A 21690-nucleotide genomic window follows, 5' to 3' on the forward strand; every position below is an offset into this window, starting at 1 on the left:
GCCCCTCAGGCAGCCCCGTGGCACTCGCGGTACGAACGACCCGAGCCGCACCAGCACGCCGCGCTGCGCGCCGGGGGCCACGGGACGGCGCGGCCGCGGGCCGCCAGCGTCGTGGCGTACTGGGGGAGCAGGTCGGGGTCGGACGGGGACGCGGCCTCCGACGCGGCGAACGCCTCGTAGGAGGGGACCGTGCCCGTCACGATGCCGAGATTCGGCGTGCCCGTGGCATGCAGATCCCGCAACGCCGCCTCCAGGCGCGCCAGGTGGTCCTCGTGCGAGACGTACTCCTGGGCCAGCTCCGGGTAGGCGCTGAGGAGTTCGCGCAGCTCGTCCCCCGGCCAGTGCAGCACCGCGACGGGGAACGGGCGGGACAAGGCACTGCGGTAGGTGCCCAGCTCGGCGCGGAGCCGGTTGATCTCCGCCCGCAGCTCGCCCGGGTCCGAGGAGCCGAGGGCCCACAGACGCTTGGGGTCGTGCAGCTCGTCGAGAGGGACGGCGGCCGTGTGCAGCGCGTCGGTCAGCTCGTCCCACGCGTCATGGGCGACACCCATCAGCCTGCGCACCCGGTGCCGCCCGACCAGCAGCGACTGGGTGGCGTACGGGACTTCCTCGCCCGGGGCGAGGAGCAGCGTCAGCGCGGTCGAGAAGAAGTCGTGGGCCGCCTCCAGCTCGTCGTGAGCTTCGAGCGTCTCCGCGGCGATCTCCCACGGTGCCGCGTCGAGCGGGCCGGCGGTACGGATGCCGTCGATGATCGCGCGGGCCTCCGCCTCGTGGCCGTACTCCCAGAGGTTGGATGCCTTGAGTGCTTTGACCAGGTGCGGGTGCTCGATGGTGATGTCGGTGGAAACGAGCAGTTCGTCGTAGAGGGTGGTCGCGCGGGCGCGCTCACCGGCGAGCTCCAGATGGGCCGCGGCCTGGAGGAACAGCGGCTCGCGGTCCTCGGGATACTGCGCCGCGGTGCGCAGCAGGCGCTCGGCTTCGGTGGTGTGGTCTGCAGGCGTGTCGGGGCGCATGGCCACACGGTACTGCGGGACGGGCGTGAGGTGAGAGGGTGCGTGCCGGAGTGCTGATGAAGGCCACAGGGCGGAGGGAAGAACACTCGGCGCCCGGCCGGAACGCCTCCGCGGGAAGACCTGCCGGGAAGCGGCCCGCAGGGGGAGGGGCCCGGCGGCCGTGAGCCGCCCGCCGGCTCCGCCGGTCGCCGGAGGCCGATCGTGTATAACGGCTGAAGGACACGACCGAGCGCGAAACGACGCGGAACGAAGGGGGAGGGCCGATGAACGACGACATGAACCGTGTGCGCCGCGCGGTCGTCCGCCTCTTCCGCTCCGCCGCCCTCGTCGTCCTGTTCCTCACCGAGGTCCTCCTCGCCGAGGACGGCAGCCTCTCCGCCGCCGTCGCCCTCGCCGCCACCGCGGCCGCCGGCTCGACGCTCCTCCTCTGCTCCGTGATCAGCGCCCGCTGCGCCGCCCCCGTACCCCGTACGAGAGTGCGCACCGCCATGCGCGACCGGGAGAAGCGCACCGCGTTCCTCCCGCAACGGGACCCCGACGCCCGGGGCCGCACCAGGCCCCGAGCGCCCGGGACCGCCCTCCTGACGGCCGCGTAGAGGGCGCACCTTCCACGACCCTTCCGCGCGGGCCGTCCTGCCGAGTTCCACTCCCCGGCACGACGAGACCCCCCGGAGGGCTCACCCATGTCCGCATTCATGTCCGCTTTCGCGAGCCTGGTCGGCGCGTTCGCCGACCTGCTCCAGCCCCTCTTCCAGAACGCGTCCACCGCCGCCGCGATCGTCCTCTTCACCGCCCTCGTGCGCCTCGCCGTCCACCCCCTCTCGCGGGCGGCGGCACGCGGGCAGAAGGCCCGCACCAAGCTCCAGCCGCAGATCGCCGAACTGCGCAAGAAGCACGCCAAGAACCCCGACCGGATGCAGAAGGCGCTCATGGAGCTCCACGCGCAGGAGAAGGTCTCACCCCTCTCCGGCTGCCTGCCGAGCCTGCTCCAGATGCCCGCCTTCTTCCTGCTCTACCACCTCTTCTCCAGCCGGCGGATCGGCGGCGACCCGAACTCGCTGCTCGGCCACGAGCTCTTCGGCGCCCCGCTCGGCGAGCGCTGGCACGACGCGCTGGCCGACGGCGGCCCCTTCGGCGAGCAGGGACTCGTCTACGCCGCGCTCTTCGTGATCGTCGCCGCCGTCGCGACCTTCAACTACGGCCGCACCAAGAGGCAGATGGCCGCGAACCCGGTCACGCCGGCCACCGGCCCGGACGGACAGCCCGTGCCGGGCATGGGCGCGATGACGAAGGTCATGCCGCTGATGTCCTTCCTCACGCTCTTCTCCGTGGCCTTCGTGCCGCTCGCCGCGGCCCTGTACATCGTCACGAGCACCACCTGGACGGCCGGCGAGCGCGCGTACCTCTACCGCGGGACCCCGGCGACCGAGGCGGCCGTCGCCCCCGCGGTCTGAGCGGCGCGATGCGGCCAGGTGAACAGGTCCTCGGGTCCAGTGTGTGAACAGGGTCTTGCGGAGTGATCCGATGTCTTGGAGGATCGACCAAGCCTTTCGCTGGCCGCAACCCACCGACGGGCTCGATCTCGACCAAGGAGAGATGGACCGTTGAAGCTTCTTCGTGTGGGTACGGCGGGCTCGGAACGCCCCGCACTCCTTGACCGTAACGGGACCTTGCGTGACCTTTCGGGCCTCGTCACCGACATCGACGGCGAGCTCCTCGCCGACGCCTCGGCGCTGGCCCGCGTGCGCGAGGCGGCACAGACGCCCGACGTCCTGCCTCCGCTCGACGCGAACGGCCTCCGGATCGGGCCGCCCGTCGGGCGGATCGGCAAGATCGTGTGCATCGGGCTGAACTACCACGACCACGCCGCCGAGACCGGGGCCGCGATCCCGGACGAGCCGATCCTGTTCTTCAAGGCCCCCGACACCGTCGTGGGGCCCGAGGACACGGTCCTCGTGCCGCGCGGCAGCCGGAAGACCGACTGGGAGGTCGAGCTCGCCGTCGTGATCGGCCGTACCGCCCGCTACCTGGACACCGCCGAGCAGGCGATCGGGCACGTCGCCGGATACGCGACCGCGCACGACGTCTCCGAGCGGGAATTCCAGATCGAGCGCGGCGGCACCTGGGACAAGGGCAAGAACTGCGAGACGTTCAACCCGCTGGGGCCCTGGCTCGTCACGGCGGACGAGGTGCCCGACCCACAGGCGCTGCCCCTGAGGCTGTGGGTCAACGGGGAACTGAAGCAGGACGGCACGACGGCCGACCAGATCTTCCCGGTCGGCGAGGTCGTGCGCTACCTGAGCCACTTCATGACGCTCTACCCGGGCGACATCATCAACACGGGTACCCCGGCCGGGGTGGCCATGGGCCGGCCCGAGCCGAAGCCGTACCTCCGGGCCGGAGACGTGGTGGAACTGGAAGTGGAGGGGCTGGGGCGCCAGCGCCAGGAACTCAAGGACGCGTAGAGCACGCCCCCGAGGGCGCGCACGCGCGAACGGCCGCCGGGGCACCCCGGCGGCCGTTCGCGGTACACCGGACCTCAGTCCCGGGGGCGCGAGGTGAACTGCTCCAGCGCCTCCACCACCAGTGCGTGGTCCTCGGCCTGCGGCAGCCCCGAGACCGTCACCGAGCCGATCACTCCGGCACCCTCCACGGCGATGGGGAACGAGCCGCCGTGCGCGGCGTACGTGTCCGGGTCCAGCCGCGAGGACTGCTCGAACGTGGTGCCCTTCGCCCGGAAGCGCGTACCGACCAGGTAGGAGCTCTCCCCGTACCGCTCCACCACCTTCCGCTTACGGTCGATCCAGGCGTCGTTGTCCGCGCTCGAACCCGGCAGCGCCGCGTGGAACAGCTGCTGGCCGCCCCGCCGGATGTCGATCGCGACCGGTGCGTGCCGTTCACGGGCCAGCGCGACCAGCAGGCCGCCCAGCGCGTACGCGTCGTCGTAGCCGAAACGCGGCAGCGTCAGACGCCGCTCCTGCGCGATCAGCTCGGAGATGGTCGGAGCGTCGGGGCTCATGCGTGCTGCTCCTCGTCGTGGTGGGGAAGAAGGGTCACTGACACGCCCTCGCGGGCCGAGCGCCGCGCCGCTTCCAGGACGTCCAGCGCGGCGGCGGCCTGCGCCGCCGTCACCGGGTTGCCGCCCTCGCCGCGCAGCGCGGCGGCCACGGCGGCGTAGTAGGCGGGATAGTCGCCCGGGAGCGTACGGACCGGGTCGCCGCCGCCGGTCAGCGGGGACTCCCCGGAACCGACCCTGCCCCACAGCTCCTCCGGCTCCACGCCCCACGGCTCGCCCGCCGTCGGGCGCGCCCCGTCACGCAGGGCGGCCTCCTGCGGGTCCAGGCCGTACTTCACGTAGCCCGCCTTCGAACCGAGTACCCGGAAACGCGGGCCGAGCTGCGCCGTTGTGGCGCTCGCGTACAGATGCGAGCGCACCCCGTTGGCGTGGGTGACCGCGATGAACGTGTCGTCGTCGGCCGCCGCGCCCGGGCGGCGTACGTCGGACTCCGCGTACACCTGCACCGCGGGCCCGAACAGGGTGAGCGCCTGGTCGACGACATGGCTTCCCAGGTCGAACAGCAGCCCGCCGATCTCCTCCGGGTCACCCGACTCGCGCCAGCCGCCCTTCAGCTGCGGACGCCACCGCTCGAAGCGGGACTCGAAACGCTGCACCTCACCGAGCTCACCGTCCTCGATCAGCCCGGCGAGCGTGAGGAAGTCGTTGTCCCAGCGGCGGTTCTGGAACACGGAGAGCAGCAGCCCCCGCTCCGCGGCCAGCGCTGCCAGCTCTCGGGCCTCGGCGGCCGTACCGGCGAGCGGCTTGTCCACCACCACCGGCAGCCCCGCCTCCAGGGCCGCCCTCGCGAGCGGGACATGGGTCTTGTTCGGCGAGGCGATCACGACGAGGTCCAGCTCGTCCGCGCGCGGCCACAGCTCGTCCGGCGAGGCCGCGACCCGCACGCCGGGGAACTCCGCGCGGGCCTGCGCCCGACGCTCCGCGTTCGACGTGACGACCGTGTCGAGGACGAGGCCCTCGGTCGCGGATACCAGCGGGGCGTGGAAGACGGAACCCGCCAGGCCGTAGCCGACGAGCCCGACGCGGAGAGGAGCGTTGGCAGTCATGCGAACCACTTAAGCAACGCTGTTGCCAAAGTGCAAGCGATGGGGACAATGGAGGCGTGAACAGGAGCAGCAGGTGAACAGGAGCGGCAGCAGGAGCGGCGGGGCCAACATGCCGACCCTGCGCCACCACAACGCGTCGCTCGTCCTCGACCTGCTCCGCGTGGCCGGTGAGCAGGGCATCAGCCGGCTGGAACTCGCCGAGCGCACGGGGCTCACCCCGCAGGCCGTCAGCAAGATCACCGCCAGGCTCCGCACGGAGGGCCTCGCCGCCGAGGCCGGCCGGCTGGCCTCCACCGGCGGCAAGCCCCGCACCGTTCTGCGGCTGGTCCCGGACGCCGGATACGCCGTCGGGCTCCACCTGGACCGTGATGAACTCACGGCCGTCCTGGCCGATCTCGCCGGCACCACGGTCGCGACCCGCACCTTCCCGCTCGACCTCGGGGCCCCGGCCGCCGAGGTCCTCGCCACCGCCGCCCACGCGGTGCGGACGGTACGGGCGGACGCACCCGAGACCCCCCTGGCCGCGGCCAGGCAGGTCTTCGGCGTGGGCGCCGCCCTGCCCGGCCCGCTCGACCACCGCAGCGGTGTGCTGCACCGGGTCACCGGCTTCCCCCGCTGGGACGGCTACCCGCTGCGCGACGCCCTCGCCGAGCGCACCGGGCTGCCGGTCGTCGTGGACAAGGACACCAACGCCGCCGCCCTCGGCCTCGCCCTGCGGGAACGCGCCGGGGCCGACTTCGTCTACCTCCACCTGGGCACCGGCCTCGGCGCCGGGCTCGTCCTCGGAGGGGTCCTGCACCGCGGGGCCCGGACCGGCGCCGGAGAGTTCGGCCACCAGACCCTCCAGTTGGACGGCCCCCCGTGCGACTGCGGCGGGCGCGGCTGCATCGAGGCGCTCTGCCTGACCGCCGTCGCCCGCGGCGACATCCCCGAGGCGGCCAGGATCCTCGGTGCGGGTGCCGCCAACCTCGTCGGGCTGCTCGACATCGACCGGGTCGTCCTCGGCGGCCGTACCGTCGCCGCCCACGAGGGCGCCTATGTGCGCGGCGTCCGGGCCGTCATCGAGGAGCGCGCCCGCCGGGAGGGCGTCACCGCATCCGTACCCGTCACCGTGGCCGGCGGCGGCGACCGCCCCGTCGCCGAGGGGGCGGCCCAACTGGTCCTCGCCCCGCTCTTCGGCCGGGCGGGCGAGGACGGCGGCGAACGGGGCCGGGCACCGGCCGGCCCGCCGGACAAGGCCGATCGGGCGGATTAGGACGCCCGAACGGCCGGTCCGGACCGCCGGCGGGTGGCGGCCCCCGGCGGGCGCGTGGCAGCGTCGCCGACCGAAACGTACTGCCACGGCCGTACGGCCGGCCGCGCGTGGCGGCGTCGCCGCTCCAGCCGACGGCACCGCGCCCCGGCCGCTCGCCCCGGCCGCGTTCGCGAGCAGCGAAGGGTGACCCCATGTCCGCCAGACCCCCCGCACGACTGCGCGACGGCCGCGCCCTGACCCGCCTCGGACTGGCCGCCGGACTGGTCGTCCCGGCCGGCCTCCTCGGCGCCCCGGCCGCCATCGCCATCCCGGTCACCGCCCCCGCCGTGTCCGGCATCGCGGCGACCGCCGCCGGCCCGGAGTTCCCCGCGTGCGGTGATCCGGACGGCGAGGACTTCCCCATCGAGACCCGGATCCACGGCGGCCCCGACACCTATGCCTCCGGCGGCGGCTACGGGACCTGGTACCTCGACCTCACCAACACCACCTCCGGCTCCTGCCGCTCCATCCACCCCGTCCTGGTGCTCGCCGACGAGGACCGGACGCTCACGGCCGAACAGATCCAACTGCAGTTCACCGAGCGGGCCCACCCCGACGAGGAACACCGGGTGAGCTGGGAGTCCACCGACCGCGACGAGCAGATCGGCGTCTTCGGCAGCGGGGAGCAGGGCGACGACTTCCCCGGCTTCACCGTCCCCGCGAAGAAGACCGTCACCGTCGAGGTCCGGATGGCGTTCACCTCCGACACCCGGCCGGGGACGGTCACCGCCCGCGCCGCCATCGTCCAGCGCCGCGCCGCCCAGGACGGTGCCGGGCAGGCCGGCAGCGCCGCCGACGGCGACTGGGTCGGTGAATCCGCCGCCTACTCCTTCGTCATCGTCGAGGGCGGCATCGAGGCACCCGAGGACACCGGCAGCACGGCGGAGGCGGACGGCGGCCGCGAACTCGCCCGCACCGGCCGGGCCCACGCACGCTGGGCGGGCCTGGCATCCGGGGCACTCCTCCTCGCCGGAGCCGCCGCCATGGTCCACGCCAGGCGGCTGCGCGGAGCCGGCCGCTGATCCGGTACGGCGGCTCCCCGTGATCAGCCGGTTCCGTCCGGCGGAGGGGGCGGCCTAATATCGGGGCGTCGGCGCTGCACAACGCGGTGCCGCCGGCGTCCAGCACCTCGAGTGCACAGCGCGTACGGCAGGAGCCCGTCACATGGCAGAGCGCAAGCCGATCGAATCCTGGCTGACCGACATGGACGGCGTCCTCATCCACGAGGGCACGCCGATCCCCGGGGCCGACGCCTTCATCAAGCGGCTGCGGGACTCCGGACTGCCCTTCCTCGTCCTCACGAACAACTCCATCTACACAGCCCGTGACCTGCACGCGCGCCTCAAGCGCATGGGGCTGGACGTGCCCGTGGAGAACATCTGGACCTCCGCCCTGGCCACCGCCCAGTTCCTGGACGACCAACGGCCGCGCGGCACGGCGTACGTGATCGGCGAGGCGGGACTCACCACCGCGCTCCACGACATCGGCTACGTCCTCACCGACCACGAGCCCGATTACGTCGTCCTGGGGGAAACCCGCACATACAGCTTCGAGGCGCTCACCAAGGCGATCCGGCTGATCAACGGCGGCGCCCGCTTCATCTGCACCAACCCGGACGAGACCGGCCCGTCCGCCGAGGGCCCGCTCCCCGCCACCGGCTCGGTCGCCGCGCTGATCACCAAGGCCACCGGCAAGGCGCCGTACTTCGCGGGCAAGCCCAACCCGCTGATGATGCGGACCGGGCTCAACGCCATCGGCGCCCACTCCGAGACCTCCGCCATGATCGGCGACCGGATGGACACCGACGTGCTCGCCGGCCTGGAGGCGGGCATGCAGACCTTCCTGGTCCTCACCGGCCTGACCACGGAGGTCGACATGGACCGCTACCCCTTCCGGCCCTCCACGGTCGTCGACTCCATCGCGGACCTCGTCGACCTGGTAGACCTGCCCACCCCGTAACCCGACCGGGCCACAGCGGATGCGGGCCGCCAACTGACGCGTGAACCTTCCATCAGGAGGTTTACGATGCGTTCACTGCCCCTCACTTTCTGTGCCGCCCTGGTGGCCGGGACGATAGCCCTGCCCGCGTCCGCGGCCCTGGCCGCTCCCGCGGCCGACGAGCCCAGGGACGAGAAGCGTTCAGGAACGGTCTCGGTCAGTCCGTCCCGTGTCTCCCCCGGCGGGGAGGTGGAGCTCCGGGTCGACGTCTGCGGCAAGGGCAGGTCGGCCCGGGGGAACTCCGAGGCGTTCGTCTCCGAAGCGCGCTTCGAGCCGGGGGACGGCAAGGAGCTCGTCGCCGAGGCCCGGATCCGCTCCGACGCCGCACCCGACGACTACGAGGTCTGGGTGACCTGCAAGGACGGCCACGGCAAGGCCACCGGCACGGTCACCGTCGTCCACCACGGCCGCCCCTCACCCGTCGCCCCCGTACGGGCCGGCGGCGGTGGCACCGCTGTGCTCGCCCAGGAAACCGCGGCCGACGAGGGCCCCGGCACCCGGCACGCGGTGATCGGCCTCGGGCTGGGCGCCGTCGCGGCCGTCGCCGTCGCGTTCCGCAGCGCGCGCCGCCGCCGCCCGGCGCAGCACTGACGTGTCCACCCCGGACCGTTCCGCCGGCACGGGGCGCCTGCTGACCGGCGTCGCCTGGGCCGTCCTGCTGCTGGGCCTCTGGCTGTGGGGCCGTGCCGCCACCGCCGGCAACTCCGCCCCGACGACCGGTGACGTAGCTGCGGTCGGCCGCCCCCTCGGCGTACCGCTGCCCCCGGCCCACGATCCGCTCGACGGCGCCGCGCCGCAGCGGGTCGAACTCCCTTCCGCCGGGGTCGACGCGACCGTGGTGCGGCGCGGACTGGACGACGAGGGGGCCATCGAGCCCCCGCCCTTCGAGACACCGGGCGCCGTCGGCTGGTACGCCGAGGGCACCGAGCCCGGCACGGAGGGAGCCGCGCTCTTCGTCGGCCATGTCGACACCGAGACGGAACCCGCCGTGTTCTACGGGCTCAGCGCCGCCAGGCCCGGCGAGAAGATCAGGGTGAGCCGGTCCGACGGCAAGGTCGCCGAGTTCACCATCGACGACGTCCAGGTCTTCACCCGGGAACGCTTCGACGCACAGAAGGCGTACGGGCCGCGCGAGGACGGGCGGGCCGAGCTGCGGCTGATCACCTGCGGCGGCACGTACGACCAGAAGTCGCACGCGTACACGGCCAACGTCGTCGTGTCCGCGTACCTGACGGCGGAGAAGAGCGCCGACAGGAGCACGTAGGGGAACGCGCACGCGACGCCGTGAGGAACGGCGCGCGGATCCGCCGAAACGCCCCGGACAGGACGACCCGGCCCGGTCGGTGCCCGCTCCCCCTCGGAGCCGCCGGCCGGGCCGGTCCTCTACCGCGGTGTCCGGGCCGCGGGAGTGGCGCGGACACGACGCGGGAGGCCGCAGGTGGTTCGTACCGACACGACACTGTAGAACGACGACGCGTGGCGCCCGGAGGTCTTCCGGCAGGATGTCCGGATCCATGCGGAAGCGTCCGGGGATCAGGACCGCTGTACCCGGATTGGGGCCGACGGGCAGTGCATCGGGTCAAGGGGGATTGGATGTAAGGCAGTTGCGCCGGTCGAGGCTGAGAGCCACGGCCGTGACGGTCACGGTTCTGCTGCCGGCCGGGTGCTCCTGGCCGCGCGTATCCGGCAGGTCTCCTGCGAGAGGGGCGAGCGGTAGCGCACCGTGTACGGCCGGTCCGGTTCGGACCGGGTCAGTGGTCCGGCCAGCCGGCTGGAGTGCTCGTAGTCGTAGCGTGACAGCGCACTCCGCGCCTGCCGCCGCTGTCTCCCGGCGCCCGGCTGCGGGGCTAACCGCAGCTGGCCGTGTGGCCAGGGCCGTTGTTCTGCCGGTCGCCCGACGGCGTCGACGCCATGGTCATCCCCCCGCACGCAGGACTCTGCCTGATTCATACCTGTGCTCACCTCAGCGGGGTTCCCGCCCCGCGAGAAAGCTGGTTACTGCTTCCCCGGGCCGGGGGCGCGTGCGGTGGTGAGGTGGAGCGCCCCCCGGGGGGCGCTTCCCGTGCCGGGGTGGACATGAGCGAGGCCCCCTCACCGTCGGTGAGGGGGCCTCGCTGTTGCGTGCGCCGTCAGGGACTCGAACCCCGGACCCGCTGATTAAGAGTCAGCTGCTCTAACCAACTGAGCTAACGGCGCCTGCTGACCTGGAGAACTTTACCCGATGTGGCGGAGTGCTCCCGACCAATTCCTCTCCCGCCCGGCCTGTCGGATGGTCGTTTTTTCTCTTTAGTCCGTCACCATGAGATATGCCGGGAAAGTAGGGGTGCGGGAGATTTGGACGATTGTCGAAGGGAAGAGGAGTCGCATGACTGTGCCGGTCTTTGAGGAATACGAACCCACCGCCGACTGTGGTTGTCCCGGCTGCGCGCAGCGCCGCCGTACGGCCGCCACGCTGCCCCTGCGTCTGGGCGGACATCCCGCCGCGCACGGTGCGCGGCGGGCGCTGGTGCTGGTCACCGCGGCGGGAGTGGTCCTGTCCTGCGGTGCCGGCGAGGCCGCGGCCACCGCCGTCGAACGCGATGCCCGCGCGGGGGCCGAGGCCGACCCCCAGCCGGTCACCCCCCAGGGCCCGGTGGGGCCCCTGTACAACAGCGGAACCTCGGGTCCGCCCTCCGCACCGGGCACGGCGCAGCGCACGACGACCAGGACCGAGATCATCACCCGCGCGAAGAAATGGGTGACCGCGAAGGTCCCCTACGACATGGGCGCCTACTGGTCGGACGGCTACCGGCAGGACTGCTCCGGATTCGTGTCGATGGCCTGGAACCTCGGCACCAACGAGTGGACCGGCAGCCTCGCGGCCTTCGGGACGAAGATCGCCCGGGAGGATCTGGAGCCCGGCGACATCCTCCTCTTCCACAACCTGGCCGACCCCGCGGTGGGTTCGCACGTCACGGTGTTCGGCGGCTGGACCGACCACACGCACAGTCACTACCTGGCGTACGAGCAGACCCGCCCGAACGCGCGGCAGGCGACGACGCGGATGGCGTACTGGAGCAACTCCTCCAAGTACGTCGCCTACCGCTACAAGGGCATCGTCAGCGGCGCGAGCGGCAGCGGCTCGGCCACCGCGTTCCCCGGGGCCGGGAAGTTCGGGCCCGGCGCGAACAACGCGCACGTGACACGGCTCGGGCAGCTGCTCATCGCCCAGGGCGGCAAACGGTTCTACAAACAGGGCGCCGGACCGCGCTGGAGCGACGCCGACAAGCGCGCGACGCAGGCCTTCCAGCTGGCGCAGGGGTGGAAGGGCAAGGAGGCCGACGGCGTCCCCGGCCCGCACACCTGGCGGCTGCTGGTGGGCGGAACCGGCCGGAAGATCCCCGCCGCCGGGACCGGCGGCTCCCCGAGCGGGGCCGCGGCATATCCGGGGAAGAGCTTCTTCGCTCCCGGCCAGTCCAACAGCCATGTCCAGAAGCTGGGCGCCCAGCTGGTGAAGAGGGGATACGGCACGCACTACGCGACCGGCCCCGGCCCGCGCTGGACGGAGGCGGACCGCCGGAACGTCGAGGGATTCCAGCGCGCACAGGGCTGGCGAGGGCGCGCGGCCGACGGATACCCGGGGCCGGAGACATGGCGGCGGTTGTTCGCATGACGGCTGAAGTGACGGAACAGACATGACGGAGGCGGGAATGCGGTCCACGGAAAACGTGCGGGGCGAGTGGGACGAGCTGGGCGAGCGGGACACACGGGTGATCCTGCCCGGGCCCGGTGCGGGGGACGGAGGGGGGCAGGTGTCCGGCGAAGTGCCGCTGGTGACACAGACGTACGAGGCGGGGGTGCCGGGGCCCGGCGTGGAGCCGGAGGCGGAGATGAGCGCGGCGCCGGAATCGGCTTCGGCCCCTTCGGCCCCTTCGGTGGGGCGGCCCGTCGTGACACCGGCGGAGCCGCCTGCCGTGCTGCGGGCGGCTCCACGGGCCGGGGAGGGCGAGGCCGTCCCGGCTGATCCGGGGCAGCCTCCGGCCGCGGTGGCCGCAGTCGGCCGAGCCGCCCCGGCGTTCGGCGTAGGCCCGGCGGACCTGGACCTGGACCTGGATCTCGACCAGGGTCTCGCCCCGGTCCCGGCCCCGGCGCAGATCGCGGTCCCGGTCCCGGTCGTGACCCCGGTCCCGGCGCTGATCGTGGCCCCGGCCCCGGTCGTGGCCCCGGTCCCGGCCTCGGTCGCGGGGCCGGCGCCGGTCGTGGGACCGGACCTCCGGCCGGGTCCGGGCGCGGTCGTGGGGCTGGACCCGGCGCCCCGCCCGGAGACGCCGGTGCCGTGGCCGGACCTGGGTCCGGACCTGTACCTGGGCCTGGATCCGGTACATCCGGTACAGGTGGGCGTTTCGGAGCCGGTGGGCCCGGTGCCGGTGATCGGTGCGGAGCCGCCGGGCCTGGATCCGGTCTCCGGGCTGTGGCCACTCCGGGAGACGGCCGCGGACGCCTGCACGCACGTGGCCACCCGTGCGGACACGGAGGCGGCCGACGGCGCGGACACCGAAGCGACGGTCTGCGCGGGCACGATGCCGCTCGCCCCCGCAGTGGCGGATGCGCGGCCGGATCCGGCGGACCGGGGGGACACGCGGGGGAGCGAGCCGGCGGACGGGCCCGAGGACGGGCAGCCGCAGTTCCGCCCCGGCGGCGGAGTGCGGGTGCCCGACGAGGACCGCGCCCCGGCGACGCCCGACGCCGAGACCGCGGACCCGGCCGCCTGGTGGGGCGCCGGGCGGCGCCCCGTCATCAGCACGGAGGCCACCGCGCCCATTCCCGCGCACCTTCTCTTCCGCGACGACGGGCAGGGCCGCGGACCGGCGGGCGCCGACGGCACCGACGCCGCGCGGACCGGTGCCCGCCGCCCACCCTCGCCGCGCTCCCCCCGGGCGCAGAGGCCGTCCCGACTCGCGCCCCCTGCCGACATGCGGCTCACCGAGCGGCCCGGCCCCGTACTGCCCGGCTGGGTCGCGCTGTTCACCGCGGCTGTGGGAACGGCCGCCGGGGGTGCCGTGCTGTGGTGGCAGGGCGCGCTGCCCGCCGCCGTGAACGACCGCCTCGGCCTGGAGGCCCGCCCGTACGACGGCATCGGTGTCGGAGCCTGGGCCCTGCTCGGGCTGACGGCGGCCGTGCTGCTGCTCGCACTCTGCGGTCTCGGCCGGGGCCGGGTCGGATACGCCTCGGTGCTGACGCTCTTCGGCGGCTACCGGGGCAGCGTCCATCGCACCGGTCTCCTCTGGGTCTCCCCGCTCCTGCGGCGCCGCCGTGTCGACGTACGCCTGCGGCACTGGCGCAGTGAGCCGCTGCGCGCCGTGGACGCGAACGGCACCGCCCTGCGGGCCGTGGTCCTCGTCGTCTGGCGGGTGAAGGACACCGTGCGGGCCGCGCTCGGTGTCGCCGACCACGAGCGGTATCTGCGCGACCAGGTGGAGGCGGCGCTCGCGCGGGTGCTCTCGCAGCTGCCCGCCGACGCCTTCCACGAGGACACCCACACACTGCGCGACGCGGAGGCGGTGGGCGACGCGCTGACCCGGATGGTGACGGCGGACTGCATGCCCGTGGGCATCGAGGTGTACTCCGCGCAGCCGACCGGGATCGAGTACGCCCCCGAGGTCGCGGCGGCGATGCAGCGGTGCCGGGTCGCGGCGATCGACGCGAAACACCGGGACGGAGTGCTCACCTCCCTGGTCGACGCGGTGGACGACACGGTCGGCCGGCTGACCGCGCGCGGCATCGTCGAGCTCGACGACTATGAACACAAGGCCCTGGTGAGGGATCTGACGGTGGCTTTCTACACCGGGCGGAGCGGATCGGAAGGGAGCTGACCCCTTCCGGTCGTGCGGGAGTGCGCGCAGAAACCCGATGCACATTGGTCTGGACATGTTCATGACGCGTCAATAATCTGGACTTGGTCTAGACCGCACAGCGACGCGCGCAGTACAGCTCAGAACATCCCCAGAACATCCCCCACGTTCTCGAGGAGCGACACAGCATGCGGAAAAGGGCAAGCGCGGCAGTCATCGGCCTGGCGATAGCGGGCGTCTCCATGTTCGCGACCGGCAGCGCCAGCAGCCACGGCTACACGGATTCCCCCATCAGCCGGCAGAAGCTCTGCGCCAACGGCACCGTCACGGGCTGCGGCAACATCCAGTGGGAGCCGCAGAGCGTCGAGGGCCCCAAGGGCTTCCCGGCGGCAGGACCGGCGGACGGCAAGATCTGCGCCGGCGGAAACAGCGGGTTCGCCCAGCTCGACGACCCGCGCGGCGGCAACTGGCCCGCCACCCAGGTCACCGCGGGGCAGGGCTACAGCTTCCGCTGGCAGTTCACCGCCCGGCACTCCACGAGTGACTTCCGCTACTACATCACCAAGAACGGCTGGGACTCCACCAAGCCGCTCACCAGGGCCGCCCTGGAATCCCAGCCCTTCATGACGGTGCCCTACGGAAACCAGCAGCCTCCGGCCACCCTCACCCACCAGGGCTCCATGCCGACCCAGAAGACCGGGAAGCACGTCATCCTGGCCGTCTGGAACGTCGCCGACACCGGCAACGCGTTCTACGCGTGCTCCGACGTGAAGTTCTGACTGGCGCAACGTCCCAGGCGCAACGCACAGTGGGCGGTCTCCCGGAAGGAGACCGCCCACTGTGGTGTCTGTGCGCCGTCAGGGACTCGAACCCCGGACCCGCTGATTAAGAGTCAGCTGCTCTAACCAACTGAGCTAACGGCGCCTGCTGACTCGAAAATAATACCCGGTCCCCAGGGGTGCTGATGACACGTGCCCGCGGCAGGGCCGACAGCACCGCCGAACCGTGCGGACCCGCCCCTGACCTGCGGGTCCGCACCGCACATGTATACCGAGCGAGGACTCCCCGCCGCACCTGTGGGTGGCGCACGCCACAGACCGGGGCTCATGGGAAGCGGCTCAGAGCGACAGCGACAGGAGTACCGGTGCCGCCCGCCGGTTCAGTGTGGCGGCGGCAGCCCGCAGCCGGTGCGCGTGCTCGATCGGGAGGGACAGCGCCAGGCACCCCGCAGCCGACCCCGCCGTGAGCGGGACCGCCGCGCACACCGTGCCCACGGCGTACTCCTGGAGGTCGAGCATCGGGACCGTCGCCGGCTGGCTGTCCAGCTTCGAGAAGAGCACCTTCTCGCTCGTGATCGTCCGCGACGTCAGCCGTGCGATGCGGTGCCGGGACAGATGGTCGCGCCGGCCGTTCTGGTCCAGCTGGGTCAGCAGGCACTTGCCGATCGCGCTGGCGTGCGCCGCCGAGCGGAAGTCCACCCACTCGTTGACCGCGGGCGTGCGCGGCCCGTCCGCCACCTGCGTGACGCGGATCTCCCCGTCGACGTAACGGCTGACGTAGACCGCCGCACCGACCGAATCCCGCAGCTGCACCAGGGTCTGCTGCAGCTTCGCCTCCACGGACCGCCGACGGGCGGCACCGGAGCCGAGCTCCAGGAGGGCGGATCCGATGACGTACGCGCCGTCGGCCACCTGCTCGACGTATCCCTCGCGGCGCAGCGTCAGGAGGAGGGGTCTCAGGTGCCCGGTCGGGAGTCCCGTCTCCCGGGAGATCCGGGCCTCGGGTGCTCCGCTGCCGTGGGCGGACACGGATTCGAGCACGCGCAAGGCGTACTGCACCGAATGGAACGGCGCCTTCGGTTCCGGCTTCAACGCCACGGTTCCCCCTCAGGGCCTCTACCAGGTTGTGACGGCAAGCTCGCGACCTACGATAGTCGCCAAGTGGCCGATTCGGAGGGGCTGTCGGGGAGTTGGCGGTGCGTCCCGGCTCGGAGAACAGGGACGCACCCGCCTGGCATATGCCAGGGTCACGAGTGCGGCGCCGAAGGCGAGGTCACAGCACCGCGTTGAGGAACTCGCGCGTACGTTCGTGTTCGGGATCGGTGAATATCTTCTCCGGTGAGCCGGACTCCACGACCCGCCCCGCATCGAACATCAGGACCTTTTCCGACACGTCCCGGGCGAAATTCATCTCGTGGGTCACACAGAGCATCGTGATGTCCGTGCTCCTGGCGATGTCGCCCAGCAGATCCAGCACACCGGCCACGAGCTCGGGGTCCAGCGCCGACGTCACCTCGTCGAGCAGCAGGATCTCCGGCCGCATCGCCAGCGCGCGGGCGATGGCGACGCGCTGCTGCTGGCCGCCGGAGAGCTGGGAGGGGTGGGCGTCGACCTTTCCGGAGAGCCCGACCAGGTCGAGCAGTTCCCGGGCCCGGGCCTCCGCCTCTTCGCGCTCCATGCCGAGGACGTTGACCGGGGCCTCGGTGATGTTCTGGAGCACCTTCATGTTGGGGAAGAGGTTGAACTGCTGGAAGACCATGCCGATCTTCTTCCGGGAGACCCGCAGCTCCTTCTCGCCCGCCGGCTTCAGGGAGCCGTCCGGCCGGCGCACGTGCGAGAGCGGCGAGCCGTCCACCCAGATCACACCGTCGCTGACCTTCTCGAGGGTCATCAGGAGCCGCAGGATCGTGGTCTTCCCCGAGCCGCTCGGACCGATCAGCGTGACGTGCTCGCCGCGCCGCACGGTGAAGTCCAGCTCGTCCAGGACCACGTGGTCGCCGTAGCGCTTGACGACCTTGTCGAAGCGGACGAGTGGCTCGACGCCCGTGACCAGGGGGTCACCGGCCGCGTCCGCGATCTTCTTGAGGGGGGCGGGTTCAGTGGCCAAGACGCTTCTCCAGCTTTCTCATCAGCAGCGAGGTGGGGTAGCTCGCGACCAGGAAGACGAGCCCGGCGAGCGTGAACACCTCGGTGTACACGAAGTGGTCGGCTCCGTACTTCCGGGCCTCGAAGACCATCTCCTGCACCGTGATTACGGCGAGGAAGGGGGTTTCCTTGAACATCGAGATCGCGTAGTTGCCGAGGGCCGGCAGCACGTTGCGCACCGCCTGCGGAAGGATCACCGCCTGCCAGGTCCGCCGCGGCGACATCGAGAGCGCCCGGCAGGCCTCCCACTGACCCTTGGGGACCCCGTCGATCCCGGCCCGGTAGACCTCGGAGGTGTACGCGGCGTAGTGGACGCCCAGCACGACGATGCCGACGGTCAGCGGTTCCACGGAGCTGAAGACGGCTGCCGCGCCCACCAGCTGGACCAGCAGCGGAGTGGAGCGGACGAACTCCGTGAGTGCCTTCACCGGCACGGTCACGAACCGGGAGGGCGCACGGCCGGCCACCGCGACGGCCAGCCCGAGCACCGCCGCCACGAGCGTGCCGAGCACGGTCGCCAGCAGAGTGACCCTGAATCCTTCGAGCAGCAGCGGGAAGGCGTCCCCGACGGCATCCCACCGGAACGACTGGTTCACCGGGAACCTCCCGCCGTGGCAGCGGCTTCCGCCGTGCGAGTCTTCAGCAGGCTGCCCGCACCGGTGTGCAGTCCCAGCCGCCGCTTGGCGGTGCGCTCCAGCATGTTCATCAGCAGGGTCAGCGCGTAGGCGAGGACGAAGTAGACGGCCAGCAGCATCAGATACGTGGTGAGGGTCTCACCGCTCCGGCTGCGGACGTGTTCGATCGCGGTCATCAGATCGGCCGCGGAGAGCAGCCACAGCAGGGGCGTGCACTTCAGCAGCTGGATCAGCAGGTTGGTGAAGGACGGGATCATCTGCACCCAGGCCTGCGGCATGATCACTTTGCGCATCCGGTGGAAGGGCGTCATGTTCAGCGCCACGGCCGCCTCGTACTGCGCCCGGGGGACGGAGTTGATCGCGCCGCGCACGATCTCCGAACCGTACGCACCGTAGTTCAGCCCGAAGGCGACGATCCCGCAGACCAGCGGGGTGAGTTCGTAGCCCGTGAGGGGCGGCATCGCGTAGTAGAGCCAGAAGAGCTGGATGTAGAGGGAGGTGCCGCGGAAGAACTCCACGACGGTCCGGGAGACCCCGCGCACCAGCAGCAGCCTGCTGCCCGCCGCCAGGCCGAGGACGAACGACAGCAGCAGTGCGACCAGGGAGCCGAGGACCGTCGCCTCGAGCGTCACCCACAGGCCGGATCTGACCTGGGGAAACTCTTCGCCGAGTACGGTGAGGAAGTCACTCATACGGTGTGGTCCGCCCCCGTCAGCCCTTGCACAGGTCGGCCGTCTTGAGCGTGGCCGGCGGTATCTCCGTGGCGCCGAAGCCGTACTCCCGGAGCAGCTCCACATAGCGGGACCGGTCCGAGACGATCTTCTTGAGCTCGCGGTTGAAGGCGTCCCGCAGTTCCTCGTTGCCCTGGCGGAACACCGCGCCGCCCGGGGAGAACTGCTTCGCGCCGTCCAGCTCCGGCACGAAGGCCTCGGTGACCTCGGTGTCCGGGTTGGTCTTGGCCAGCCAGCGCAGCGAGATGCCGGTGAGCAGGAACGCGTCGATCCGGCCGCCCTTGACGGCGTCCGCGCCGTCCTGCGGCTTCTGCAGCGTCTTGATCTTCCCCTCGGCGATGCCCGCGCCCTCGGCGTACGACGCCTCGACCGCACCGGACATCACGCCGACGGTGACCCCCGCCGCCTTCGCGGACGCCAGGTCGGTGAGCTTCTTCGGGTTGCCCTTCTTCACCATCAGGGCCGTGGGGGAGATGAACTCCGGCTCGGAGAACAGCGCGTTGGCGCAGCGCTCCGGCGTGATGGCCATGCCCGCGCTGACCACGTCGTACTTGCCCGCCTGCAGGCCGGGGATGAGGCCGTCCCACTCCGAGAGGGTGGGCTTCAGCTCGTCGACACCGAGCGCCTTGAATATCTCCCGGTGCAGGGTGGGGGCCTCGCCCTTGAGCTCCTTGCCCTCCATGTACCCGTACGGGGCCTCGTTGGCGTACGCGACCCGGACGAAGCCCTGCTTGCGGAGCTTGTCGAGCGCGCCCTCACCGTCCGCGGCACCGGCGTCCGTCTTGCTGCACGCGGAGAGGAGACCGGGGACCACGAGCAGACCTCCGACGGCCGCCGTTCGATTGAGGAAGCCCCGACGGGACAGGTGAGGGAAGTCAGCCATGGTTCGCGATCTCCTGCGGGAATAGGGGGTGTCGAACAGTCCGGACAGAGTGAGCACCTGCCCGATCCGGGGCACGTATGCAGCAAGCGCTGCCATGTAACCGAACGGTGGCCGGAGGGTGACCCTCCCGTGTCCCGTCATGGGCGGAGGGCGATGACGGGTGCACGGGGCGTACCGGCTGCGGTGCGCGGATCCATGACCGGCCGTCAGGGCGGAGAGTCAGGACGGGACGTCCGGGGAAGGTACGTAACCACGCCGTACGTCCACCACGTTGGGCAGCGGCTCCCCGGCCGCCCAGCGTTCGTACATCGCGACGAACTGTTCACCCAGCCGGTCCCGCCATCCTGCCGTGTCCCCGCTCATGTGCGGGGAGACCAGCAGGCCGGGCACGTCCCACAGCGGGCTGGACGGGCCCAGCGGCTCCTCCTGGAACACGTCGAGCGCCGCGCCCGCGATCCAGCGCCGGCGCAGCGCGTCGGCCAGATCCTCCTCGACGGTCAGCTGACCGCGCCCCACGTTGACGAAGTGGGCGGAGGGCTGGAGCAACCCGAAGAAGCGGGTGTCGAACATCCCGCGCGTCTCGTCCGTCAGGGGGGCCGCGGAGATCACCCAGTCCGCGCCTGCCGCCAGCCGCCCCAGATCCTCGACGCCGTGAATCGTGCGCCGCGCGGTACGTCCGACGAGCGCCACCCGCACACCGAGGCCGTGCAGCAGCCGCATGATCTCCCGGCCGATGGGCCCCGCGCCGACGACCACGGCGCGGCTGCCGGCGAGGTCCCGGGTCTCCCGGTGGTGCCACCGGTGCTGCCGCTGGAGGTCCAGAGTGCGGGGGAGGTCCTTCGCGAAGGCGAGCACCAGCCCCGCGACGTACTCGGCAATCGGCAGCTCGAAGACGCCACGGGCGTTGGTGACGACGGTCGGGGAGGCGGCCAGCTCCGGGCAGAGCAGCCGGTCCACCCCGGCGCTCGCGGTGTGCACCCAGCGGGGGCGCGGCCCGTCGCCGGGCCAGGCCGCGCGGACGGCGTCGGAGGTGAAGTCCCAGACCAGCAGGACATCGGCGTCGGGCAGCTGCCCGGCCAGCGTCCGCTCGTCGGCGTACCTCACGAGGGCCCGTCCGGTCAGCCGGCCCAGGCGCGGTGACGGGTCGGTGTCCAGTACGAGGATCACAGGAGTGGTCATCAGGAATGACCACGCTCGCACCGGGGCACACGCCCGTCAACAGGACCCCTCGACCCGCGGGAGAAACCGCTGGTCACACCGGTTGCGGGAGACGGCATGGGGCCACAAGGGGAATAATTGTCCCGGCGGGGACAGCGGTGGCGCGAGTGCCGGCACGACATCCGGACGCACGGGAAGGATGGACATGACGACCGTAGGACTTCTCTACCCGGGCCATGCCGCGGAGGACGACTTCCCGCGGATCGAGGTCATGCTCGACAGCGACATCAGGGTGCCGCTCTTCCACACCGACATCGACGAGGACGCCCGCAGGGCGGAGAACCTCCGGGCGGCGGGCACCCCCGACCGTCTGAACGCCGGTGTCGAGGAACTGCGGCTGGCAGGTGCCGAATCCCTGGTCTGGGCCTGTTCGGGCGGCAGCTTCGCCTACGGCTGGGAGGGGGCGCACGAACAGGCCGCCGAGCTGGCCAGGGCCGCCGGGCTCCCCGCGTCGAGCACGTCGATCGGTTTCGTCCAGGCGGTACACGAGCTGGGGGCGTCCCGGGTCGCGGTCGCCGCGACCTACTCCGAGGACATCGCCACGCTCTTCGCCGGCTTCCTGCGGTCCGGTGGGATCGAGGTGGCCGCCAGTCGTGGTGGCGGCATCATCACGGCGTCCGAGGCGGCCGCCGCGGACGTGGAGCTCGTGAAGCAGCTGGCCGTGGCCGGGGACCACCCCGACGCCGAGGTGGTGCTGCTCCCGGACAACGCCCTGCACACCGCCGCGTACGTCCCCGAGCTCGAGGAAATCCTCGGCAAGCCGGTACTCACCGCCAACCAGGTGGCGGTCTGGGAAGGCCTCCGGCTCGCCGAACGCCGCATCTGGGCCCCCACCCTCGGCACGCTGTTCGCCACCCGCGAGCCCCCGCTCGGTGCCACCGAGCCCCGGGGCATCGAGGTACGGGAGTAGGCGCCCCGGAACCGGACGTCGGGGGAGTCGGCAGGGTACCCAGGGTCCGGAAGCCGGGGGAGCGTGCGCCCCGGCTTCCGGACACCGCGGGAATAAGCGGAGCCATCCTCCTGTTGGCACCCTCCGGTACC

General features: G+C 72.1%; 21 protein-coding genes and 2 tRNA genes. 12 read left to right on the plus strand and 11 right to left on the minus strand.

The window, feature by feature from the left end:
- Positions 1 to 5: 5 nt before the first annotated feature.
- Positions 6 to 1013, minus strand: a complete 1008-nt coding sequence (locus JOC24_RS11595; RefSeq protein ID WP_205020135.1) for an SEC-C domain-containing protein — start codon at positions 1011 to 1013, stop codon at positions 6 to 8.
- 263 nt (positions 1014 to 1276) lie between these two features.
- On the opposite strand from JOC24_RS11595, the gene JOC24_RS11600 reads away from it, so the two are divergent.
- The 3 genes from JOC24_RS11600 (at position 1277) to JOC24_RS11610 (ending at position 3478) form a co-directional block, all read left to right on the plus strand.
- A complete protein-coding gene (locus JOC24_RS11600; RefSeq protein ID WP_205020136.1) occupies positions 1277 to 1609 on the plus strand; it encodes a DUF6412 domain-containing protein in 333 nt (110 codons plus the stop codon).
- A gap of 87 nt (positions 1610 to 1696) precedes the next feature.
- A complete protein-coding gene (locus JOC24_RS11605) occupies positions 1697 to 2467 on the plus strand; it encodes a YidC/Oxa1 family membrane protein insertase (protein ID WP_205020137.1) in 771 nt (256 codons plus the stop codon).
- A 150-nt stretch (positions 2468 to 2617) separates the two neighbouring features.
- A complete protein-coding gene (locus JOC24_RS11610) occupies positions 2618 to 3478 on the plus strand; it encodes a fumarylacetoacetate hydrolase family protein (RefSeq protein ID WP_205020138.1) in 861 nt (286 codons plus the stop codon).
- 74 nt (positions 3479 to 3552) lie between these two features.
- Here JOC24_RS11610 and JOC24_RS11615 read toward each other — a convergent pair whose 3' ends face one another.
- Together JOC24_RS11615 and JOC24_RS11620 are read right to left on the minus strand one after the other, a co-directional pair.
- The gene (locus JOC24_RS11615; protein ID WP_205020139.1) at positions 3553 to 4032 is read right to left on the minus strand and encodes a heme-degrading domain-containing protein; all 480 of its coding nucleotides are present in this window, start codon (positions 4030 to 4032) and stop codon (positions 3553 to 3555) included.
- Positions 4029 to 5135, minus strand: a complete 1107-nt coding sequence (locus JOC24_RS11620; RefSeq protein WP_205020140.1) for a Gfo/Idh/MocA family oxidoreductase — start codon at positions 5133 to 5135, stop codon at positions 4029 to 4031. Before JOC24_RS11620 ends, JOC24_RS11615 begins: the two co-directional genes overlap by 4 nt.
- Positions 5136 to 5244: 109 nt before the next feature.
- Here JOC24_RS11620 and JOC24_RS11625 point away from each other — a divergent pair, with 109 nt between their 5' ends.
- From JOC24_RS11625 to JOC24_RS11645, 5 genes are all read left to right on the plus strand, one after another.
- Positions 5245 to 6390 carry an ROK family transcriptional regulator gene (locus JOC24_RS11625; protein WP_205020451.1) on the plus strand — a complete coding sequence of 382 codons (1146 nt, stop codon included), beginning with the start codon at positions 5245 to 5247 and terminating at the stop codon, positions 6388 to 6390.
- Positions 6391 to 6581: 191 nt separating this feature from the next.
- A complete protein-coding gene (locus tag JOC24_RS11630; RefSeq protein WP_205020141.1) occupies positions 6582 to 7451 on the plus strand; it encodes a hypothetical protein in 870 nt (289 codons plus the stop codon).
- Between the two features lie 142 nt (positions 7452 to 7593).
- Positions 7594 to 8388: an HAD-IIA family hydrolase gene (locus JOC24_RS11635; RefSeq protein ID WP_205020142.1), complete on the plus strand. Its 795-nt coding sequence runs from the start codon at positions 7594 to 7596 to the stop codon at positions 8386 to 8388.
- A 66-nt stretch (positions 8389 to 8454) separates the two neighbouring features.
- Positions 8455 to 9018, plus strand: coding sequence for a hypothetical protein (locus JOC24_RS11640; protein WP_205020143.1), 564 nt, complete (start codon positions 8455 to 8457; stop codon positions 9016 to 9018).
- Position 9019: 1 nt separating this feature from the next.
- Entirely contained in the window at positions 9020 to 9691 is a 672-nt protein-coding gene (locus JOC24_RS11645) for a class F sortase (RefSeq protein ID WP_205020144.1), read from the plus strand.
- Between the two features lie 858 nt (positions 9692 to 10549).
- Here JOC24_RS11645 and JOC24_RS11650 read toward each other — a convergent pair.
- Positions 10550 to 10623 (minus strand) — tRNA-Lys (locus tag JOC24_RS11650).
- A 169-nt stretch (positions 10624 to 10792) separates the two neighbouring features.
- Between JOC24_RS11650 and JOC24_RS11655 the strand changes: the two genes are divergently transcribed.
- The 3 genes from JOC24_RS11655 (at position 10793) to JOC24_RS11665 (ending at position 15037) form a co-directional block, all read left to right on the plus strand.
- The gene (locus tag JOC24_RS11655) at positions 10793 to 12079 is read left to right on the plus strand and encodes a peptidoglycan-binding protein (RefSeq protein WP_205020145.1); all 1287 of its coding nucleotides are present in this window, start codon (positions 10793 to 10795) and stop codon (positions 12077 to 12079) included.
- Between the two features lie 37 nt (positions 12080 to 12116).
- On the plus strand, positions 12117 to 14279 hold the full coding sequence (locus tag JOC24_RS33170; RefSeq protein ID WP_239580311.1) for an SPFH domain-containing protein: 2163 nt from the start codon (positions 12117 to 12119) through the stop codon (positions 14277 to 14279).
- A 167-nt stretch (positions 14280 to 14446) separates the two neighbouring features.
- Entirely contained in the window at positions 14447 to 15037 is a 591-nt protein-coding gene (locus JOC24_RS11665) for a lytic polysaccharide monooxygenase auxiliary activity family 9 protein (RefSeq protein ID WP_205020146.1), read from the plus strand.
- Between the two features lie 71 nt (positions 15038 to 15108).
- Here the strand turns inward: JOC24_RS11665 and JOC24_RS11670 are convergent.
- From JOC24_RS11670 to JOC24_RS11700, 7 genes are all read right to left on the minus strand, one after another.
- Positions 15109 to 15182, minus strand: a tRNA-Lys gene (locus JOC24_RS11670).
- Between the two features lie 194 nt (positions 15183 to 15376).
- Positions 15377 to 16135 carry an IclR family transcriptional regulator gene (locus JOC24_RS11675; protein ID WP_205020147.1) on the minus strand — a complete coding sequence of 253 codons (759 nt, stop codon included), beginning with the start codon at positions 16133 to 16135 and terminating at the stop codon, positions 15377 to 15379.
- Positions 16136 to 16310: 175 nt separating this feature from the next.
- Positions 16311 to 17144: an ectoine/hydroxyectoine ABC transporter ATP-binding protein EhuA gene (gene ehuA, locus JOC24_RS11680; protein WP_205020148.1), complete on the minus strand. Its 834-nt coding sequence runs from the start codon at positions 17142 to 17144 to the stop codon at positions 16311 to 16313.
- Positions 17134 to 17778 carry an ectoine/hydroxyectoine ABC transporter permease subunit EhuD gene (ehuD, locus tag JOC24_RS11685; protein ID WP_205020149.1) on the minus strand — a complete coding sequence of 215 codons (645 nt, stop codon included), beginning with the start codon at positions 17776 to 17778 and terminating at the stop codon, positions 17134 to 17136. The genes ehuA and ehuD overlap by 11 nt, the downstream gene beginning before the upstream one ends.
- Positions 17775 to 18509, minus strand: a complete 735-nt coding sequence (ehuC, locus tag JOC24_RS11690; protein ID WP_205020150.1) for an ectoine/hydroxyectoine ABC transporter permease subunit EhuC — start codon at positions 18507 to 18509, stop codon at positions 17775 to 17777. Before ehuC ends, ehuD begins: the two co-directional genes overlap by 4 nt.
- Before the next feature lie 19 nt (positions 18510 to 18528).
- A complete protein-coding gene (ehuB, locus tag JOC24_RS11695) occupies positions 18529 to 19431 on the minus strand; it encodes an ectoine/hydroxyectoine ABC transporter substrate-binding protein EhuB (RefSeq protein WP_205020151.1) in 903 nt (300 codons plus the stop codon).
- Between the two features lie 219 nt (positions 19432 to 19650).
- Positions 19651 to 20610 carry a D-2-hydroxyacid dehydrogenase gene (locus tag JOC24_RS11700; protein WP_205020152.1) on the minus strand — a complete coding sequence of 320 codons (960 nt, stop codon included), beginning with the start codon at positions 20608 to 20610 and terminating at the stop codon, positions 19651 to 19653.
- A 184-nt stretch (positions 20611 to 20794) separates the two neighbouring features.
- On the opposite strand from JOC24_RS11700, the gene JOC24_RS11705 reads away from it, so the two are divergent.
- The gene (locus JOC24_RS11705) at positions 20795 to 21559 is read left to right on the plus strand and encodes a maleate cis-trans isomerase family protein (protein ID WP_205020153.1); all 765 of its coding nucleotides are present in this window, start codon (positions 20795 to 20797) and stop codon (positions 21557 to 21559) included.
- The last annotated feature ends 131 nt before the right edge of the window (positions 21560 to 21690 follow it).

Origin of the sequence: Streptomyces sp. HB132, from assembly GCF_016909575.1 — a bacterium.
GTDB lineage: Bacteria > Actinomycetota > Actinomycetes > Streptomycetales > Streptomycetaceae > Streptomyces.

What these genes read in the sequence shown, in the direction of transcription:
- JOC24_RS11620 (WP_205020140.1), bottom strand. Translation starts at nt 5,135, where the DNA reads ATGACTGCCAACGCTCCTCTCCGCGTCGGGCTCGTCGGCTACGGCCTG.
- JOC24_RS11630 (WP_205020141.1), top strand. Translation starts at nt 6,582, where the DNA reads ATGTCCGCCAGACCCCCCGCACGACTGCGCGACGGCCGCGCCCTGACC.
- JOC24_RS11600 (WP_205020136.1), top strand. Translation starts at nt 1,277, where the DNA reads ATGAACGACGACATGAACCGTGTGCGCCGCGCGGTCGTCCGCCTCTTC.
- JOC24_RS11615 (WP_205020139.1), bottom strand. Translation starts at nt 4,032, where the DNA reads ATGAGCCCCGACGCTCCGACCATCTCCGAGCTGATCGCGCAGGAGCGG.
- JOC24_RS11655 (WP_205020145.1), top strand. Translation starts at nt 10,793, where the DNA reads ATGACTGTGCCGGTCTTTGAGGAATACGAACCCACCGCCGACTGTGGT.
- JOC24_RS11595 (WP_205020135.1), bottom strand. Translation starts at nt 1,013, where the DNA reads ATGCGCCCCGACACGCCTGCAGACCACACCACCGAAGCCGAGCGCCTG.
- JOC24_RS33170 (WP_239580311.1), top strand. Translation starts at nt 12,117, where the DNA reads ATGCGGTCCACGGAAAACGTGCGGGGCGAGTGGGACGAGCTGGGCGAG.
- JOC24_RS11665 (WP_205020146.1), top strand. Translation starts at nt 14,447, where the DNA reads ATGCGGAAAAGGGCAAGCGCGGCAGTCATCGGCCTGGCGATAGCGGGC.
- JOC24_RS11700 (WP_205020152.1), bottom strand. Translation starts at nt 20,610, where the DNA reads ATGACCACTCCTGTGATCCTCGTACTGGACACCGACCCGTCACCGCGC.
- ehuC (WP_205020150.1), bottom strand. Translation starts at nt 18,509, where the DNA reads ATGAGTGACTTCCTCACCGTACTCGGCGAAGAGTTTCCCCAGGTCAGA.
- JOC24_RS11605 (WP_205020137.1), top strand. Translation starts at nt 1,697, where the DNA reads ATGTCCGCATTCATGTCCGCTTTCGCGAGCCTGGTCGGCGCGTTCGCC.
- JOC24_RS11625 (WP_205020451.1), top strand. Translation starts at nt 5,245, where the DNA reads ATGCCGACCCTGCGCCACCACAACGCGTCGCTCGTCCTCGACCTGCTC.
- ehuB (WP_205020151.1), bottom strand. Translation starts at nt 19,431, where the DNA reads ATGGCTGACTTCCCTCACCTGTCCCGTCGGGGCTTCCTCAATCGAACG.
- JOC24_RS11640 (WP_205020143.1), top strand. Translation starts at nt 8,455, where the DNA reads ATGCGTTCACTGCCCCTCACTTTCTGTGCCGCCCTGGTGGCCGGGACG.
- JOC24_RS11635 (WP_205020142.1), top strand. Translation starts at nt 7,594, where the DNA reads ATGGCAGAGCGCAAGCCGATCGAATCCTGGCTGACCGACATGGACGGC.
- JOC24_RS11705 (WP_205020153.1), top strand. Translation starts at nt 20,795, where the DNA reads ATGACGACCGTAGGACTTCTCTACCCGGGCCATGCCGCGGAGGACGAC.